Origin of the sequence: Parabacteroides sp. AF19-14 (assembly GCF_003635485.1) — a bacterium.
GTDB classification, from domain to species: domain Bacteria; phylum Bacteroidota; class Bacteroidia; order Bacteroidales; family Tannerellaceae; genus Parabacteroides; species Parabacteroides distasonis.
Window position 1 is genome coordinate 15,237 of sequence record NZ_QTMJ01000029.1, and the last position, 17,424, is coordinate 32,660.

General features: G+C 43.3%; 12 protein-coding genes. 1 reads left to right on the forward strand and 11 read right to left on the reverse strand.

Annotated elements, in window-relative coordinates; genetic code table 11:
* Window positions 1–386 precede the first annotated feature (386 nt).
* The 5 genes from DWX33_RS20130 to DWX33_RS20150 form a co-directional block, all read right to left on the reverse strand.
* Window positions 387–2,387, reverse strand: coding sequence for a fructose-1,6-bisphosphatase (locus DWX33_RS20130; protein ID WP_005859099.1), 2,001 nt, complete (start codon window positions 2,385–2,387; stop codon window positions 387–389).
* A gap of 38 nt (window positions 2,388–2,425) precedes the next feature.
* On the reverse strand, window positions 2,426–3,934 hold the full coding sequence (locus DWX33_RS20135) for a PD40 domain-containing protein (RefSeq protein ID WP_034531564.1): 1,509 nt from the start codon (window positions 3,932–3,934) through the stop codon (window positions 2,426–2,428).
* 3 nt (window positions 3,935–3,937) lie between these two features.
* A complete protein-coding gene (locus tag DWX33_RS20140; protein WP_122380969.1) occupies window positions 3,938–5,692 on the reverse strand; it encodes a DUF6057 family protein in 1,755 nt (584 codons plus the stop codon).
* Window positions 5,693–5,848: 156 nt separating this feature from the next.
* Window positions 5,849–8,323, reverse strand: coding sequence for an outer membrane beta-barrel family protein (locus tag DWX33_RS20145; RefSeq protein ID WP_122380970.1), 2,475 nt, complete (start codon window positions 8,321–8,323; stop codon window positions 5,849–5,851).
* A 204-nt stretch (window positions 8,324–8,527) separates the two neighbouring features.
* On the reverse strand, window positions 8,528–10,987 hold the full coding sequence (locus DWX33_RS20150) for an outer membrane beta-barrel family protein (RefSeq protein WP_122380971.1): 2,460 nt from the start codon (window positions 10,985–10,987) through the stop codon (window positions 8,528–8,530).
* A gap of 174 nt (window positions 10,988–11,161) precedes the next feature.
* Between DWX33_RS20150 and DWX33_RS20155 the strand changes: the two genes are divergently transcribed.
* A complete protein-coding gene (locus DWX33_RS20155; RefSeq protein ID WP_122380972.1) occupies window positions 11,162–11,803 on the forward strand; it encodes a SagB/ThcOx family dehydrogenase in 642 nt (213 codons plus the stop codon).
* 205 nt (window positions 11,804–12,008) lie between these two features.
* Here the strand turns inward: DWX33_RS20155 and DWX33_RS20160 are convergent, their stop codons facing one another.
* Genes DWX33_RS20160 through DWX33_RS20185 form a run of 6 tightly spaced genes read right to left on the reverse strand, consistent with a single transcriptional unit; the run spans window position 12,009 to window position 17,382 of the window.
* Window positions 12,009–12,179: a hypothetical protein gene (locus DWX33_RS20160; protein WP_233570214.1), complete on the reverse strand. Its 171-nt coding sequence runs from the start codon at window positions 12,177–12,179 to the stop codon at window positions 12,009–12,011.
* 22 nt (window positions 12,180–12,201) lie between these two features.
* The gene (locus tag DWX33_RS20165; protein ID WP_122144028.1) at window positions 12,202–14,409 is read right to left on the reverse strand and encodes a peptidase domain-containing ABC transporter; all 2,208 of its coding nucleotides are present in this window, start codon (window positions 14,407–14,409) and stop codon (window positions 12,202–12,204) included.
* A 35-nt stretch (window positions 14,410–14,444) separates the two neighbouring features.
* Window positions 14,445–15,113 carry a glycosyltransferase family 32 protein gene (locus DWX33_RS20170; RefSeq protein ID WP_122144029.1) on the reverse strand — a complete coding sequence of 223 codons (669 nt, stop codon included), beginning with the start codon at window positions 15,111–15,113 and terminating at the stop codon, window positions 14,445–14,447.
* Between the two features lie 10 nt (window positions 15,114–15,123).
* The gene (locus tag DWX33_RS20175; RefSeq protein ID WP_158593838.1) at window positions 15,124–15,714 is read right to left on the reverse strand and encodes a lanthionine synthetase LanC family protein; all 591 of its coding nucleotides are present in this window, start codon (window positions 15,712–15,714) and stop codon (window positions 15,124–15,126) included.
* Window positions 15,692–16,435: a glycosyltransferase family 32 protein gene (locus DWX33_RS20180; protein ID WP_122144031.1), complete on the reverse strand. Its 744-nt coding sequence runs from the start codon at window positions 16,433–16,435 to the stop codon at window positions 15,692–15,694. The genes DWX33_RS20175 and DWX33_RS20180 overlap by 23 nt, the downstream gene beginning before the upstream one ends.
* A gap of 2 nt (window positions 16,436–16,437) precedes the next feature.
* Complete coding sequence (locus tag DWX33_RS20185; RefSeq protein ID WP_122144032.1) at window positions 16,438–17,382, reverse strand: glycosyltransferase family 2 protein; 945 nt, start codon at window positions 17,380–17,382, stop codon at window positions 16,438–16,440.
* Window positions 17,383–17,424: the final 42 nt, after the last annotated feature.

Genomic DNA, 17,424 nt, shown 5'->3' on the forward strand with positions numbered 1-17,424 from the left:
ATCATTGAATTCACAAACACAATTGAGAATTTTCGAGGCAAATATAACTTATTTTTTTAAAATAAGCCATGTTTATATAAAAAACATTACCGCAATTCTGCATGTTTCATTAAATCAATTGATTTGTTTAGGTGTTCAACATGTGATACTCAGATGCAACCAAGCATACTTCAATGATACCATATCCTTATTTTCTACAAGAACAATAGCGAACTTATCATGAATCAACAAAATAGGAAAAATGTCGTTCTAGGCAATAGTTCTAGATGGACTATCGTTAAACTGAAACAACACGTCAAACTATGTCTAAATTCCTAAAAAGAAAAGAGGTCTGATAAGCTCAGGCCTCTTTCATCTTATATTTAGCAAGAAAAATCGTAAGGAATCTATCTCTCCATCCTCTCCTTCTCCTTTATCAACCCATTCCGATACGCATAAAGCAGTTTCTCCAAGTCCTTGATCTGGCTTTGAAGATCCGCACCCTTATCCGTATCTTTCACCATCTGGCGATGGGAGCTTAATTCTACCACGATCGTAGTGGATTTGATATCCAAGCCTTCCTCGATCGCTTTCGCCCGGGATTCGAAGGGTTCGTGTTGCACAAGCTGGAAACCACGGGAGTGATATACTAATGTATAGCCCGCGATACCGGTTTCCAAATGATACGGACGGGAGAAACCGCCATCGATTACCAGCATCTTGCCATTCGCCTTGATGGGATTCTCACCTTGATTGGAACGGACAGGGACATGTCCGTTGATGATATGCCGATGCATACCGGTCACCCCAAACTCATCCAATATCTTATCACAAATTTCCTCTTGCTCTCGTAACGTATAATAAGCGCCTTTTTCCTCCTTATGAGTCTCGGCCTCTTCGATAAAGGCACGCTCGAAAGTAGCCATCTTGCTTTTATCGAATAACGGAGAGTCCTTGCCGCCCCAAAGATACCAGATATAATCATGCGCATATTCCACTTCTTCCTGCTCCCCGGTCTTGAAATAAGCCGTACGGATCAGTTGGTCTACACGGTCCAACAAAGCACGGCCCTTATAATCCTGCCCCAAGATACGTACTGACTTAAACGTCCCATCCGGATTCATCGGGATAGAGGCATGAAACAGTAAATTGGAATTACAAACCTGATACATTCCCCCATGCCGGAAGAAACAACGCATATGCTTTTTCATCTTCTCGCTGCTCTCAAAAGAATGCAAGATCTTTCGGATCAAATCCTCCTCCTCAATAGAAAGACGATACGGATCTTTCGGGTCTAAAGTAGGCCAGTTAGTATCTTTAAGCGTATAATCCTTTCCATCGATATGAACCACTCCCCGCTTCAGATCGATATGGTGCAACAACATCCGGTCATCCATCTCAAACTCCGGACGACGGCGGATGATCTCACCCTCCAGCTTGAACTGGATGATGGTGATCGCCTTGTGCATCTGGGCGATCAAACGGGTGGTCTTCTCATCCATTGCATTATCGGCGAACTTTGTTTTCGGCATGAATAACGCACAAGGATCATCCCCGTACGCCTCCATCGCGAAAGTGGCCAACGGCAAAAGATTGATGCCATATCCATCTTCTAAGGTAGCCATATTACCAAAGCGTAAACACATACGAATCACGTTGGCGATACTTACCAAATTACCGGAAGCGGCTCCCATCCATAAGATATCATGATTACCCCATTGAACATCGAAATTATGGTAATCGCAAAGGATATCCATGATCAGATGAGCGCCCGGACCCCGATCGTAAATATCGCCGATGATATGTAACAGGTCGATTGTCAACCGTTGGATCAAGTTACACATAGCGATAATGAAATCGTCCGCACGTCCCGTGGAGATGATCGTACAAATAATCTGATCCACATAAGCGGATTTATTCGGCTCTACGGAAGACTCGTGCAATAACTCCTGAATAATATAGGAGAACTCCTTGGGTAAAGCCTTACGTACTTTCGAACGGGTGTATTTGGAGGACACGTTCCGGCAAACACGTACCAATTGATTCAAGGTCACTTGATACCAATCTTCCAGATCTTGCTCTTGGCTCTTGATCAGTTCCAGCTTATCCTCTGGATAATAAATCAAGGAACAAAGCTCCTTCTTCTCGGATTCCCGGAGCGTATTACTGAAAATCTCGTTCACCTTGCGCTTTACGGCACCGGAAGCGTTTCTCAGCACATGGCTAAAGGCTTGATCCTCGCCATGTAAATCACTCAAGAAGTGCTCCGTACCCTTCGGTAGGTTCAAGATCGCCTCCAGATTAATGATCTCCGTACTGGCATCTGCGATCGTCGGGAAACTCCGTGCCAACAATTGCAAATACCGTAAATCGTTTTGTACAGATTCGGCTATAATATCTTTTGTCATCTTATCTCTTATTTATACGCGAATATAAATAGATCCGGTCATTTAAACCGAACCTGCTCCGGTTTATTTTTCTCGGCTACTTGCTGGATCTCATAGGGGCTGACCTCTACGGCGCCTTTCGTCAATTCCGGAATATTGTAGGAATACAACTGATAGTCATACTTATCCGGATCTTCTTGAGGCAATAAGAACGGTTTCGAAGGCTTACCGTCTTTCCCTATATAACAAATATAAGGTAAAGTATATAAACCGTTATCCCGGCGGCTACTAAATACGACCCAATCACTATTACTACTCCAAGAATGATAGCTATCCGTATCCGGGCTATTCAACGCAGACATATCCATCGCTGTCCGATTCTCCAAATCCATCATCCGGATCTCCGCATCCGGGTGCCAAATAGGGAACTGCCCATAAGCGGTTTCCGTGTACATCAGGAAACGTCCATCGGGAGAGATACGGGGAAATGTATAGCTCAAGCTATCCGCATGTACCAACGTATCGATCGGGAAGCTGATCTCGCCACGATCCGGATCAAACGCAACACGACAGAGATTATAACGTACCTTATCATAATTCTCCGGCATCTTCTGGGCCGGGGCCGTACAGAAATAAAGCCATTTACCATCCGGAGAGAACGCAGGGAAAGTCTCGAATGCATCTTTTGTGATCAATGAGGCTTTCGAAAGGATTTCTTTGTTTTTCACGTCATACACCACCACATCGGACTCCAAGTCGAACACTTCCATCTTTTTCTCTTTCACGGAATGGAAAAACTGTTTGATATCATTTACCGATGTGGTGATATAGCGCCCGGAAGGATGCCAGAAAGGATACGTCATATTACTGATCGTCCCATTCGTTTTCGTATTCAATTTACTGATTTTCTTGTCTTGGACAATATAAGTTCCCCCATTCGCCGCACGCATATGGAACATCATCTGCCCCGGATCTCCCATACAGAACGAATGGCAGTTCATACAATTATAGCCGGTCATATCGTTACGGATAATCGGCTGTTCGTCAAACGACTCCAAATTCCGCTGATAAATACCCACAATATGCCATTTCTCGTATCCCGGCTCTATCAAACGGTATACTAAATGAGAGTCGATCGCTTGATCACTGATATAGACAGAGAATGGTGCCCATTTAGTCCACTCATCACCTATCTTCGTGGCGATCGTAACAAAAAAGGCTTTTCCACGGTTCGCACGTGTCAAGCGAATCCAATCCTTCATCTTAAAACGGATCGTATTTGTCCCATGATATTCAAATACTTCCGACTCACTACCTTCTATTTTCGCATAGCATTCATCCGCTGGTACATTTATCCGGAAATTCAACGGAGCTATATTATAAGGTATAGTCGTCCCTTTATAATCCGGAAAAATAGGAGGCGGGGACATACGTTCGTTCGTGACATTCGTAATGCCTTCCGGATGCAAGGACCAAAAGCCTAAATATACGACTATAGTGAGAACTTGTATTATTAGATATCCGATCACAAAATTTCGGACGATCTTTCTTTTCTTTGTATTATCCATGTATTATTGTCGTTTAGGAGTCGGGATAAATTGAGCGTAATAATAATAGGTATCACCAAACTGTTGCTTCAAGGCTGCCGGCGGCATAGAGCGTGCCACTTTCATGAATTGCAGGAAGCGATTCTGCACCTCCTGACTGATCGGGAAGCTCCGGAACGCCTCCGGATCTTTCTGTACAGCCGCGAAGAACAAGCAAATAGCTTCTTGATAAAGCACCGGGAATGCCTCACCCCGTTCTTTCATCAATTCCATATAATGCATAAAAGTCATCAAATCCTTATAAACCAAAAGATATCCCATCCCATATTCGAAAGCCGGACGGTTATCGGCATGATCATCGATCAGGAAAGCCAAAGCATTCGGAAAGATCAAGGTCAGGTCCAAAGGATTATCGGTAATCGGAAGCATCGCCCGTTTTGCCGCTATCCAATCTTCCGACGCACAAGCCACGGAGTCCAATAATAGACGTTGAGCGGTTGCCCAATCCCGGTAATGCGGGTTCGATTCCAGTATCTTGATATATTTCTCCGCCGCACGATATTCGCCGGTTACCAGATAAGTCTCCACCAAACGCTTCATCAAACGAGGTTGCACGCAACGTTGTGAACTTAATACCCCCACAAAGGCGAAACGTTGGGCGGCGTTCACTTGCCCGACTTGCCAAGCCACCTCACTCGCCTCGATCAATCCCATCCGGCTTTTCGGATCGTGCGGAATAAAACCACCCTCACCGATCTGGGGGAAACGCATCAAATCGGAAGTAAAACGTCCGGTTTTAGACAAAGCCAAGTTCAGATAAATTAAGGCATCCATATCCCGGACCGAATGCGCACGAGCATGTGAGACAATCTTCTGCCATTCTCCCAGCCGTGCATAGTAATCATACCGATAGGCCTGCTCCATCGGGTCTTTCTTATAGAGAATCCCGGCGACCATCGCTATCAAAAGAAAAACGTAAGAAACGATTCGTTTCCAAGATTCCTTACGGATAAAAACCCGGTTCCTTACATAATAAAGAATTAAAACGATCAAAGGATATAAAAGCCCGATATATCCTAAAGAATTAGGTATCGGATATTCGGGATGGCATAGATGTTTGCTGAAGAACGCTTCTCGCATCGGAAGAATATAAACCGTACGCATGGCGATCAACGGTAGCAAACCTCCCCAAGCGATAGCGATAATGGCTACTCCAAAACGAGCCTTATCCTCTTTAGCACAACACTCATAAACCGCGATCAATAAGGCCAACAATAAATTAGCGGGTGCCGCAAAAAAATAAGAGCCCCCCAAAAACAAGAAGCCAAAGAGATAACGAAGCCAATCAATCTTGATTGAAGTATACAAATACGCAAGAACCTGCACGAAAGCGAGCATCGTCAACAAGGCGATTGACTCCTGCGGATAGATCCAAATTAAAAAAGAGGGAAGAATAGCCGCCAACATAGAGGCACGCACCCCACAAGCTTTTAAGTAAAGGAAAAAACAACCGGAGATCAGTCCTAATAATAAAGCGATCACTACCGAAGCTCCATAAGGATGGATAAACGCAAGCGATAAGAACTCAGTCACATATTCATTCAATCCACCCGGTTCGACCAATCGGTCTTGGAAATAACTACCGGTAGTCTGAAACATCATATACTGCTCCAGAAAACGATACCAATACCGAAAATTCAACTCTATGAATAGGAAACTTCCTATAATAAAAAGGAATAGTATAATGGTATTATTGTTAACAAATAGTCTATTCTTCATTCTCCAACTGTTTTTCGGATCGTAAAGATAGAAAGTATATAGAAGACGGCAAAAGAAAAGGTTTAATTATTATATTGAACACGGAATACACGAAACACACGGACTGATACTATATACCTCAGTGTATCGCTGTGTGTTCCGTGTTCAATCCTGTACTTACATCTGCTGCTCGCCGCCGCCAGAGCCGCCGCTCTTCACATCATCGTTATTGATACCGCGTTTTACTTTCTTGATAGCATCTTTCAAGGTACCGAAACGATAGGATACGCTAACTTGTAACATGCGCATCGTTCGGTAATTGGTCTCACGGCGGAAGAACGTATCGTCTGAAGAAGTGTTTTCCATCTTCATTCGTTTCCAGAACGGGTTCTGGAAAGACAACTGAACCGAGAGCTTTTTCTTCAAGAAATCCTTATTTACGGAGATTCCCGTAAAATAGAATGGAGAACGTTTACCCTGCAACTGAATCCAAGGAGAGAAATATCCTCCATGCAAGTTCAAGCGAAAATCCATCGGGAAATTAAACTGCGTACCGGCGAATATACGTCCGCTGAAACCACTGTTCGCCATATCATTCATATCGCTCTTCAAATCCGTATAATCCACACCTCCATTCATATAAATACGGAACAAAGGAACCGGGTTCCAATTTGCGTATACGAACAAGCCCGTAGATTGTTTCTTTCCTATATTACCATAAGTAGTCTGGAAAATACCCGGGTTCTTCGGATCGATAAAGGTATATTGCTCGATCGAATTATTCACGAACGTATAAGTAGCGCTCGCGTTAATGCTGAATTTCTGGGCGAACATACTATAGTTCAAGTTAATATTATTACTTTTCTCAGAGTCCAGATTTGGGTTACCGAAGGATATATTCTGCGGATCCGCATTGTTTACATAAGGATTCAAATACCAGATACCCGGACGCTGGATACGCATATTATATCCCAAGCGAAGCTGTTGCGCCATGCTCAGTTGATAAGAGATCGTAGCGTTTGGCACCACGTCGAAATAATGGGTGTCAAAATTCATATCGGGAGCCATCTCGTATTTCACATCCAAAGAAGTTCCTTCCGCACGGACACCCGCTTTCACGCCAAACTTATCAAACTTCATCGAATAGCCCAGATAAGCGGAATAGATATGTTGGGTATGACGGAAATGGCTATCCTTGGAAGTAACATCTTCCCATATATTCAGCGAATCGTTGAAAGCGGTACGATCTGTATTACTCCGGCTCTGGCGAAATATGTATTTCGCGCCAACCTCCAAGGTCTGGTCCTTCCATGTAGGAGTCGTATAATCCACCTGTCCGGTGTGCTCATTCGTAGAAGCCTTATTGATATTATTTTGCGGATAGCCGAGCCAAGGATTGTAATTCACGACATTCTCTAATTCCGTATAATCCTTACTATCATTCGGAGAATGGCTGAAACGGTAAGAGATTGTCAGCAACTCATCTTTCTTATGGGTAGAGTGCTGGTAATCCACGTTCACGTCCGTAGAACCAAATGTCTCTGTCGTTTCCGAGTTACGGTTATAACTGTAGACCGGATTATGATTGATATCCTGCATATTCACGTTATACTCCGAGAAACTTTTCATCTCGCCACGGAATAAGTTCGCGCCAACGGTCAATAGATTCAAAGAGTCGATCTCATAACTTCCCTCCAAATAACCGAATTGGAACGGTCCACGGCTCTTTTTACGTCCATTTTGTGTCAAGAAGTGTTCCCCGTCATTTTGCAAATCTTCCCGTACGGAGTTAGCGTCATTCCATGGGTCCCGCTCCCGATTATAGTTATAGTTGGCGGTAAGTCCTAATTTTCCGGCTTTTAGAGATACATAACCACCACCGCCTACACGCCCCAACGAACTACCGTTCACACGAACCGTACCAGTATATCCTTGTAGAGCATTTTTCGTTGTAATGATATTAATAATACCACCGATACCCTCGGCGTCATATTTAGCGCCCGGGTCTGTGATCACCTCTATGTTTTTCACGGAATTGGCCGGCATACTCTTTAATACCTCAGCAGGATTATTACTCAACAGGTTAGAAGGTTTACCATTCATGTAGATCTTGAAGTTCGTGGAACCTTTCAATTGGATTTGGTCATCTCCATCCACGGTTACCATCGGCACTTTGCGCAACATATCCAACGTATTGTTGGTCTGTGCCTCGGGGTCATCTTCCAAGCTATAGGTAAGTTTATCGATCTCAGCCTTCACCAAAGGTTTCTGCGCCGTAACCGTCACTTCCCCCAGCCGCTGGTTATCCTCCTGCATATATAACTTACCCAAATCCAAGTTCCTCTGTTTATCCGAGATCGTAAATATTTTCTCGGCAGGAGCTTTTCCTATAGATTGCATAGAGATGATATATTTGCCGGCGCTACTCAATGGTGCCTGAAACTTACCATCCACATCACACGCTAAAAGCTTGACCGGTTTCTCGGGGGTCTTCGCAAAAGCAATTCTCAACGTCGCATAGGGTACGGACTCGTTACTCAGCGAGTCCAACACTTGTCCCTTGATAGAATAAGAACCTGTCTTGTCCGCTTGCGCATACAGAGGAAGCGCAAAGAACAGTACCCAAAATAAGGCAAACAATTTTTCTTTCATACGTTCATCATCTATTACATAATACTATACTTATCTCTCAACTTTTTGTACTAAATCACACTGTTTACGATTGATTCGTACAAATAAAGACATTAATATACGTTCGTAAGCATTTTTTCCTCACAAAAAGTCTGAAAAAACTTTATTTTCATACAAAGACGAGCTTTGATACCGATAAGTTGCATATTTCCTCATCTATATCCTTTATGAACCGCTCTCCAAAGCCTTTACATCATCGTTCCTTATACCACGTTTCACCTTCTTGATAGCGTCTTTCAAATTACCGAAACGATAGGAGATGCCGATACCTAATGTACGCGTCGGAGAATAGCTGATATCTTGCCTATAGAAAGTATCGTCGTAGGTCGTAGCCTCCATTTTCCTGCGTTTCCAAAACATATCGTAAAAATAGAGGGATACGGACAGTTTCTTCTTCAAAAAATCCCTGCTCACATAGACTGTAGCGAAATTCAACGGCGAACGCCTCCCTTGCAGCTGTATCGCCGAAGAGATAAAGCCTCCATTCAGATTCAACCGGATATCGAGGGGTAAGTTAAACTGAGCCCCGGCGAAGACACGCCCGCTAAAGCCTCTGTTCGCCATGTCATTCTTTTCGCTCCTCAAATCCGTATAGCTCAAGCTTCCATTCAAGTTAACGCGGAACAGGGGGATCGGATTCCAGCTACCGTAAACAAAAAGGCCGGTAGTCTGCCTCTTCCCGATATTCCCGTAAGTAGTCTGGAAAATTCCCGGATCCGCCGGATCGATAAACGTATACCGCTCGATTGAGTTATCTATAAATGTATAAGAGATACTTGTATTGAAACTGAACTTTTGGGCGAATATACTATAATTCAGGTTCACACCGTTACTCTTCTCCGAATCCAAGTTCGGGTTACCATAAGAGATGTTCTGCGGATCCGCATTGCTCACATACGGATTCAGGTACCAGATACCTGGTCGTTGGATACGCATATTATATCCCAGACGAAGCTGCTGGCTCATACTAAGCTGGTACGATACGACAGCGCTTGGCACCACGTCGAAGTAATCGTTCCTGAAATTCATATCCGGTGCCAGCTCATACCTCACTTTCAAGGAAGTCCCTTCTGCCCGCACACCAGCTTTCACCCCGAATTTTCCAAGTTTCATCGTATATCCCAGATAGGCGGAATAGATCTGTTGCGAATGATCGAAATGGCTGTCCGCAGGAGTCGCCTCCTCCCACATTTGTGATGTCTGGTTGAAGACCTTACGATCCGTATTACTCCGGCTCTGACGGTAGATATACTTTATGCCCGCTTCCAAGCTCTGATCTTTCCAAGTAGGTGTAGTATAGTCAAACTGCCCGGTATGCTCGTTCGTCGATGCCTTATTGATATTATTTTGCGGATAGCCCAACCACGGCTCGTAGTTACGAATATCCGTCAACTCCGTATAATCCTCGTTATCGTTCGGGGAACGACTGAAACGGTACGAAAGGGTGAGTAGTTCGTCTTTCTTGCGCGTGGAACGCTGATAATCCACATTCATGTCAGCTGAGCCGGACTTGCGGCTCGATTCCGAATTACGGTTATAACTATAAACGGGGTTTCGGTCGGCATCCAGCATCTTCACCGCATATTCCAAGACGCTCCTCGTGGTTCCGAGGTACAGACCAATCCCTACAGTCAATAAGTTCAACGAATCGATCTCATAACTACCTTCCAGATTCCCGAAATGATAAGGGGCTCTCGATTTACTACGTCCCACCTGATTCAGATAATGCTCTTCCTTATTATTCAGATCCTCACGCATGGAAGAAGCGTCGTTCCAAGGCGTATTGTCACGGTCACAGTTGTAATTGGCAGACAATCCGAACTTGCCGGCTTTCAGCGACAGATAGCCGCTCCCGAAGATACGCCCATTGGTGATGGTGTTCAGACTTACCGATCCCGTATAACCCTGCAAGGTGTTTTTCACCATGATGATATTGATAATCCCCCCAATTCCCTCGGCATCATACTTCACACCCGGCTCCGTGATAACCTCGATGTTCTTCACCGAGCTTGCCGGCATGCTTTTCAATACTACCGACGGATTATTGCTTAACAAATTCGATGGCTTACCGTTCATGTAAACCTTAAAATTTGAAGACCCCTTCAACTCAATCTTATCCTCACCGTCCACGGTAACCATCGGGACCTTACGAAGCATTTCAAGCGTATTATTGGTCTGTGCCTCAGGATCATCCTCCAGACAGTAAATGATCCTGTCGATCTCTGCTTTCACCAAAGGTTTCTGCGCCGTGACCGTAACCTCTTCCAAACGCAGGTTATTATCCTGCATAAACAGCACGCCGAGATCCATGACTTTCCGTTCATCCGAAAGGGTGAATACCTTCTCTGCCGGAGCCTTCCCGATAGATTGCATAACGATAATATACGTTCCGATGTTATTCAGCGGAGTCTGGAACTTTCCATCTATATCACACGCCAACAGCTTGATTGGCTTCTCCGGTGTACTCGCCAAAGCGATTCTCAATGTGGCATACGATACAGATTCATTTGTCAGAGAGTCTAGCACCTGACCTTTAACCGTAAAAGAACCGGCTTTTTCCATTTGCGCATACAACGGAAACGCAAGAAACAGTACCATAAATAAGGTTAACAACATTTCTCTCATACATGCATCACTTATTACAAAACACAATATATTCCACTCATAACACTGCGTTTACGATTTATTCGTACAAATAAAAACATTATAAACATTCGTTGGCTATTATTTCTCACAAAAAGTCTAAAAAAAGAAATATATCATTATTTTTGTACATCTAATTTTCTAAATAACAACATTATGAGAACTATTTTTTGTGTATTAGCCACTTTGATGTTGGGCTTGACCGGTATGCAGGCCCAGAGTTTAAAAGCCATTAAGTTGAATGCTCCCGACAAGACCCGAGGCGCTTCGGTGATGAAAGCCTTGGCCAATCGTCACTCTGAACGTGAGTTCGCCAACAAGAAGCTCAGCCAGCAAGACCTTTCTGATTTGATGTGGGCCGCTATCGGTATCAACCGGGAGGATGGAAAACGTACCGCCGCTTCCGCCTTGAACAAGCAAGACATAGATGTCTATGTACTTATGGAAGAGGGCGCTTATTTGTATGATCCAAAGGCCCACCAACTAAACCCGGTAGCGGAAGGTGATCATCGTCCGTTAATCGGTGGCAAGCAAACCTCCGTGAACTCTGCCCCTGTTTGCCTGTTGATGGTTTCTGATATTTCTAAGTTCGGCAACGTGGGCACACCGCAAATGCGCGAGCGCTTTGGAGCGTTAGACGCAGGATTGGTCTCTCAAAACATCGCCTTGTTCTGCTCCGGATGTGGCTTGGTAACGGTTCCCCGCGGCAGCATGGAGGCAGATGCGTTGAAGAAGGTATTAAAGCTATCCGACTCCCAAATCCCGATGATCAATCATCCGGTAGGTTATGCGAAATAATAGGATTATACTCGTAGGCTCACGAGAATAATCTTGTGGGCTTACGAGGATTCCTCACCGTGTTGCTGGGTGAAAAAGTGAGCATCATTGAATTACTCGAGAGCGAAGGTAATCAACTCACCGCCGACGATAAGTTCAACAGGGTAGACATCAAGGCCAGAAACCATATATTTACGTCCTTAAGAATACGGTCTTACAGCACAACTTAGGGGCGTAAATATACAAGCCAAGCGATCAAGGCCAGCAGAACGAATATGATCACCAAGATCGTATTCCCCCACCGGATCAAAAAAGAAGGCATCTCGCCAATCATGTTGCGGACTTTCTCGCTACGCAACTCGATACGGTCTTGATCCGATTCCGCTTTTTTCTTCATCTCATTGTATGTTGACATATCCTTAACTCCCCAACTCTAATTGATTCTTCACTAAATTATAATAAGCACCCTTGCGATCGATCAGCACGTCGTGGGTGCCTACCTCCACGATACGGCCCTTGTCAAGAACGACTATTTGATCGGCGTTGCGTACGGTACTTAATCGATGGGCGACGATTATGACTGTCTTACCCCGGTAAAAGTCCGTCAAATTCTCTACTATAGCACGTTCATTATTCGCATCCAACGAATTCGTCGCCTCATCGAAAAAGAGATAAGAAGGGTTCTTATAAACCGCACGGGCTATTAAGATCCGTTGACGCTGGCCTTGGCTTACGCCTTGACCATCCGAACCGATAACCGTATTATATTTCAAGGGGAGACGATCGATAAACTCCTCTATATTCGCGATACGGGCCGCCAACAACAAACGGACCTTGTCTATCTCACCGTCATCAACCGCTATATTGCGGGCGATGGACTCGGAGAACAGATAACCGTCCTGCATCACAGCACCGCACTGGTCGCGCCACCACGACAAGCTAAAGGAACGCAGGTCATTGCCTCCCACACGGATATCCCCCACGACCGGGTTATAATAGCCCAGCAATAATTTGATCAACGTAGTCTTACCACTGCCACTCGTACCCACGATCGCCGTGATCTTCCCGCTTGGGATACGGAGGCTCACTTGGTCCAGCACCTTCGGGGAATGGATGCCCTCATACTGGAACGTCACGTTACGGATCTCCACATCCCGGTTATTCCCGTTAAAGCCCGTTATCATGCGCTCTTCCGTCTCCTCCTCCTCCCGGTCGCGGATCTCGCTCATCCGTTCCAGACTAATCTTCACGTCTTGCCAACTATAAAGAAACTGCACGAACTGTTCCACCGGAGCGTTCAACTGCCCGATAATATACTGTATAGCCAACATCATACCCAACGACAGGCTCCCCCCGATCACAGCCGTAGCGGCAATCACCGTAATCACGATATTCTTTACCTCATTAATCAAGATACTGCCGGCCTCCTGACTCTGTTGCAGCCGCATCGATTCGATGTTCGTCCGGAACAAGTCCGCTTGTATATCCTCCCATTCCCAACGGCGGCGGCGCTCACAATGCTGGAGCTTGATCTCCTGCATGCCGTTCAGCATCTGCATCGTCTTCGACTGGTTTCGGGCCCGCTGCTCAAAATAGGTATAATCCAGCAACCGGCGTTTCTTCAAGAAAAGCGTCACCCATATCGCATATAAGGCGCTACCTAGCACGAATATGCCAAATATCAATCGGTTATAATAAAGCAATACCCCCCCAAACACGATGAAACTGAAAGCGGAGAAGAGCACCGTCAATGTCTGCGCCGTGAGAAAACGTTCCACCCGTTCATGGTCGTGGATACGCTGCAACAAGTCTCCCGTCATTTTCGTATCGAAAAACGACATGGGCAAACGCATCAACTTAATCAAGAAATCGGAGAGCAAGGAGATATTCACCCGAGCGCTAATATGCAATAAGATCCAACGGCGGATAAAGTCCACGGAGGCACGGCTCAGCACCAGCATCAATTGTCCCACCAAGATCAGATAGATCAAATTCAAATTCTTTCCGGCTATCCCTTTATCCACAATCGCTTGCGTAAGAAACGGGAAGATCAATTGCAAGACGCTGCCTAGCGCCAGTCCGAGCAACAATTGGATAAAGAAACGTTTATAGGGTTTCATGTATCCCCACAAGAAACGGAAAGGATCTTTCCCCGTATGCCGTTCATCTTTCCGTTCGTAAAATGCGGGAGTCGGCTGCAAGGCCATCAATATCCCTTTTTCCTCCCCTCTCGAACGGGTACTGATCCACGCATTACGAAACTCATCCTCATTGATCCGTAATAGATTCTTGCCGGGATCGGCAATATAGAAAACATATTCACCATCCCGTTTCTTTTTAGCGTCATAGAGTACGACGAAGTGATCCTGGTTCCAATGGAGGATACAGGGGAAAGGGCGTTGATCCACCATCTTCCCCAGGGTCATTCGTCCACATATCGTACGGAATCCTATATACTCGGCGGCATCAACCATACCCAACAAGGAAACTCCTTCTCGAGAGACAACGCAAAGCTTTTGCATCGTCTCGGCGGAATACTCCTTGCCGTGGAACTTGGCGATCATACGAAGGCAAGTGGCACCGCATTCCATGGAGTCTGGTTGTTTGATATGAGGGAATTTGTTCATTTTTTTATTCACATCTTATTACTTCATTTCACAATTCACAAGAAAAAATAATGCACACAGAAAGCTTCTTTTATTTTTTTGTAAAAAATATCAGTGTTCAAACCTAATGAATACTGTTTGAATTCTTCTTGTGAGACAGGCATTACCTTCTTCGATGGAAAAACAGATACAGTAAAATGATTTTTCATATAATCTAGGTATCTTGTAATCTTTAAAGCACCTAGGTTGTTTTCACCGTAGAAGAAAGTCTTGTTATGAATAGACTCTTCGATTTGAGACAGCAGAAATATCCAAAAAACATTTTTAGCGGTAGAGCCTATAAATGAGTTACCCAGCAAAGGATGTATCTTTAGCAAATCACAATGTCCTTTTGGTTGGTTAGTGAAAAATAATTGAGAGTCGTTGAATAATGGCGATATTGATTGGAAACATTCGGTGTCTAAATTAACATAGAGTCCTCCATGAAGATACAATATCATGTATTTAGCTAGGTTTAAACGTTGCCGTTGGGTAAATACAGATTTATACAGCAGATAGAAATCAGAGAAATCAGAGAATAGTAAGCTCTCAACCTCAGCTGAACACCAAAGATGATAGTCCCAATCAGGATTATACTTTTTCCATGTATTGGAAAGTATCCTTAGATTACAGGGCATCATGTCCTCACTGTCTGCAATCCATATCTGATGTATGATCTTATTCATTAAAAACTAATTATTTTATGATACTACGTACAATGTTAAAACAGATGATCTTGTTTCCTGACAGGATTTGATCCAATAGTAGATTAGATTCAATAGGTAAACAATCTACCATAGTAGTTAGGTCACTAACAAATAACTCATCAAACCACGGGATGTTTTTATCGTTTAATACAGTCTTTCCATAATTGTAGTAATGAATTAGACCTTGCAATCCTGTATCAAATGAGAGATCCTCTAGTCTACGCAAGTCTTGCCGTAGGATATATCTATTAATACGTAAAATTGTTTCGGTTATATCTTTGTGTAGAAAACCATTTTCCAACAAATACACCAATCCCCAAGCTACACCAGCCAAACCTGTAGCTAAATCAACAGATTCTTTATACGAGAGATTCTCTAATAAATCCATAAGCAACCCTTCCGCTAATTCATTATACTCCGATTCTCCACTATAGTTACTATAATGGAAGAACAATATAATCATTCCCATTTTCCCATTGTATAATCCGACATTTGAGATTAAGTCCACCCTAAACAATGCTTGATGTGTTGCTTTAATAACCGTGTCTCGATCCAAATCAAATAAAAGATTCCGTACCATCCGTATTGTCATTTTTCTTATAAACACTCAGCTTCTTATCCCAAGCCCCGAAAAAATAATGCGCACAAAAGGCATTCTTTATCTTTCCATAGAATAAATCAGAACCAACACCTTTCCTATAGTTTTGAAAATCCTCCTTACAGACGGGAGAAACCAAATAAGAAGAAAGCGTAGATGCACCATATTCATCCCTTAACTGATTAATAAGCCTAGATAACATATATGGACCAGTAGTATTCAATACGATATCATCTCTATAGATCCTGTTTTTAACAGTAAAATCTATATCAGACAAGATGCGTAACCAGCCCTTATGATTATTAGATGAACCCATAAAGGCGTTTCCTACCACTCTCTGCTTTGATCCATTAAAACAGACCCAATGCTCAGGAGGTTCCATTCCCAAAAAGAATGACTTGTTTTCTACAAGAGGGTCTATAGATTTAAAACATTCAATATCTAAATCCACATAAACTCCACCATGGCAATATAAAATCATGTATCGAATCATATCCAATCTCTGTATATTAAAAGGTAAAGAATGATAAAGATTAGCCCACTCTGGGAAATAAGAATCCACCAATTCTACCATCTCCTTTTTATTCCAAAGGTGATATTCCCAATTTGGGTTAAATCTTTTCCATGTACATGAAAGGATCCTCAACTGGAAAGGTACATTATCACCATCCCATATTTGATGTATTACTTTTTCAATAGCCATAATCAAAACCTATCCTCATTAGCTAAAGATTCATACTTTTTGTTTATCTCAAGAAATGAGTCGAAACCCGATTTTAAAATCGTAGAGTACTCCTTTATGAGATTTTCCAACATTTTTCGATGCTCTAGCATGATCTCCGTAGCATTCCTAAGATAGATGCCACAGGTCTCTCTTAGCATATTGTATATATCATTCTTTAGATCTGAAGGAAATAAAGTCTCTAGTATAAGTAACTTATTATAGACAAAATAGTTTAGATCCATTTCGTATGGGAAACCAGTTCTGAATATATGGCCAATCTCCGTATCCTTGATAAGATAACATCCTCCTCCTTCCATCCAAGCTTTGATACTGATGTAGGGTTCCTCAAATCCATATTGTTTCAATCCTTCATAGCCTCTTATATACTGCCAATATCGTTTTGAGGAACAATAGGTTGCACCATATACACTGGGTATTTCAACAATCTCACGTTCGGGATGCAAATCTTTTCTCATCCACGTAGGATTTAAGATGTTATTCTTGTCTTGGAAATTGATATATGCGCCAAAATGCGGTTTTCCTTCGACAAAGTTTCCATTCAAGTCTAACGTCTTGCAATTAGCGCAATACACCGCTCGTTGATTGTCACTTGTCACCTCTACGATTCTTTTCCACCAGTCATTATCATAGAATCGCATATGTCCATCTACAGTCAAAAAATAATCGGTCTCTATCATTCCGATACCTAAATCTCGAGAAAAAGCAGGTCCTAAACGTTTTTTATTCACCATGTACTTAACCTTATATACCCTTCCGATCTCCTCATAATCAAAAGAGTCGGTCGAGGCATCATTGATCAGCAGGATGTCCACATTATCTCTTGCTGTTTCCCTAATGCTTTTAACGGTCTCGCATATTTCAGCACCTTCATTCAAAAAGGGTATGATTACTGTTAAATTCCTCATGGTTTTTGATCTTAATAAAAATATTCATCTATCTGTATATCC

Bases quoted from the DNA above. Each gene is read 5' to 3' on its own strand.
- DWX33_RS20135 (WP_034531564.1), bottom strand. From the start codon at position 3,934: ATGGATAATACAAAGAAAAGAAAGATCGTCCGAAATTTTGTGATCGGA.
- DWX33_RS20165 (WP_122144028.1), bottom strand. From the start codon at position 14,409: ATGAACAAATTCCCTCATATCAAACAACCAGACTCCATGGAATGCGGT.
- DWX33_RS20170 (WP_122144029.1), bottom strand. From the start codon at position 15,113: ATGAATAAGATCATACATCAGATATGGATTGCAGACAGTGAGGACATG.
- DWX33_RS20140 (WP_122380969.1), bottom strand. From the start codon at position 5,692: ATGAAGAATAGACTATTTGTTAACAATAATACCATTATACTATTCCTT.
- DWX33_RS20185 (WP_122144032.1), bottom strand. From the start codon at position 17,382: ATGAGGAATTTAACAGTAATCATACCCTTTTTGAATGAAGGTGCTGAA.
- DWX33_RS20180 (WP_122144031.1), bottom strand. From the start codon at position 16,435: ATGGCTATTGAAAAAGTAATACATCAAATATGGGATGGTGATAATGTA.
- DWX33_RS20160 (WP_233570214.1), bottom strand. From the start codon at position 12,179: ATGAAGAAAAAAGCGGAATCGGATCAAGACCGTATCGAGTTGCGTAGC.
- DWX33_RS20155 (WP_122380972.1), top strand. From the start codon at position 11,162: ATGAGAACTATTTTTTGTGTATTAGCCACTTTGATGTTGGGCTTGACC.
- DWX33_RS20175 (WP_158593838.1), bottom strand. From the start codon at position 15,714: ATGGTACGGAATCTTTTATTTGATTTGGATCGAGACACGGTTATTAAA.
- DWX33_RS20130 (WP_005859099.1), bottom strand. From the start codon at position 2,387: ATGACAAAAGATATTATAGCCGAATCTGTACAAAACGATTTACGGTAT.
- DWX33_RS20150 (WP_122380971.1), bottom strand. From the start codon at position 10,987: ATGAGAGAAATGTTGTTAACCTTATTTATGGTACTGTTTCTTGCGTTT.
- DWX33_RS20145 (WP_122380970.1), bottom strand. From the start codon at position 8,323: ATGAAAGAAAAATTGTTTGCCTTATTTTGGGTACTGTTCTTTGCGCTT.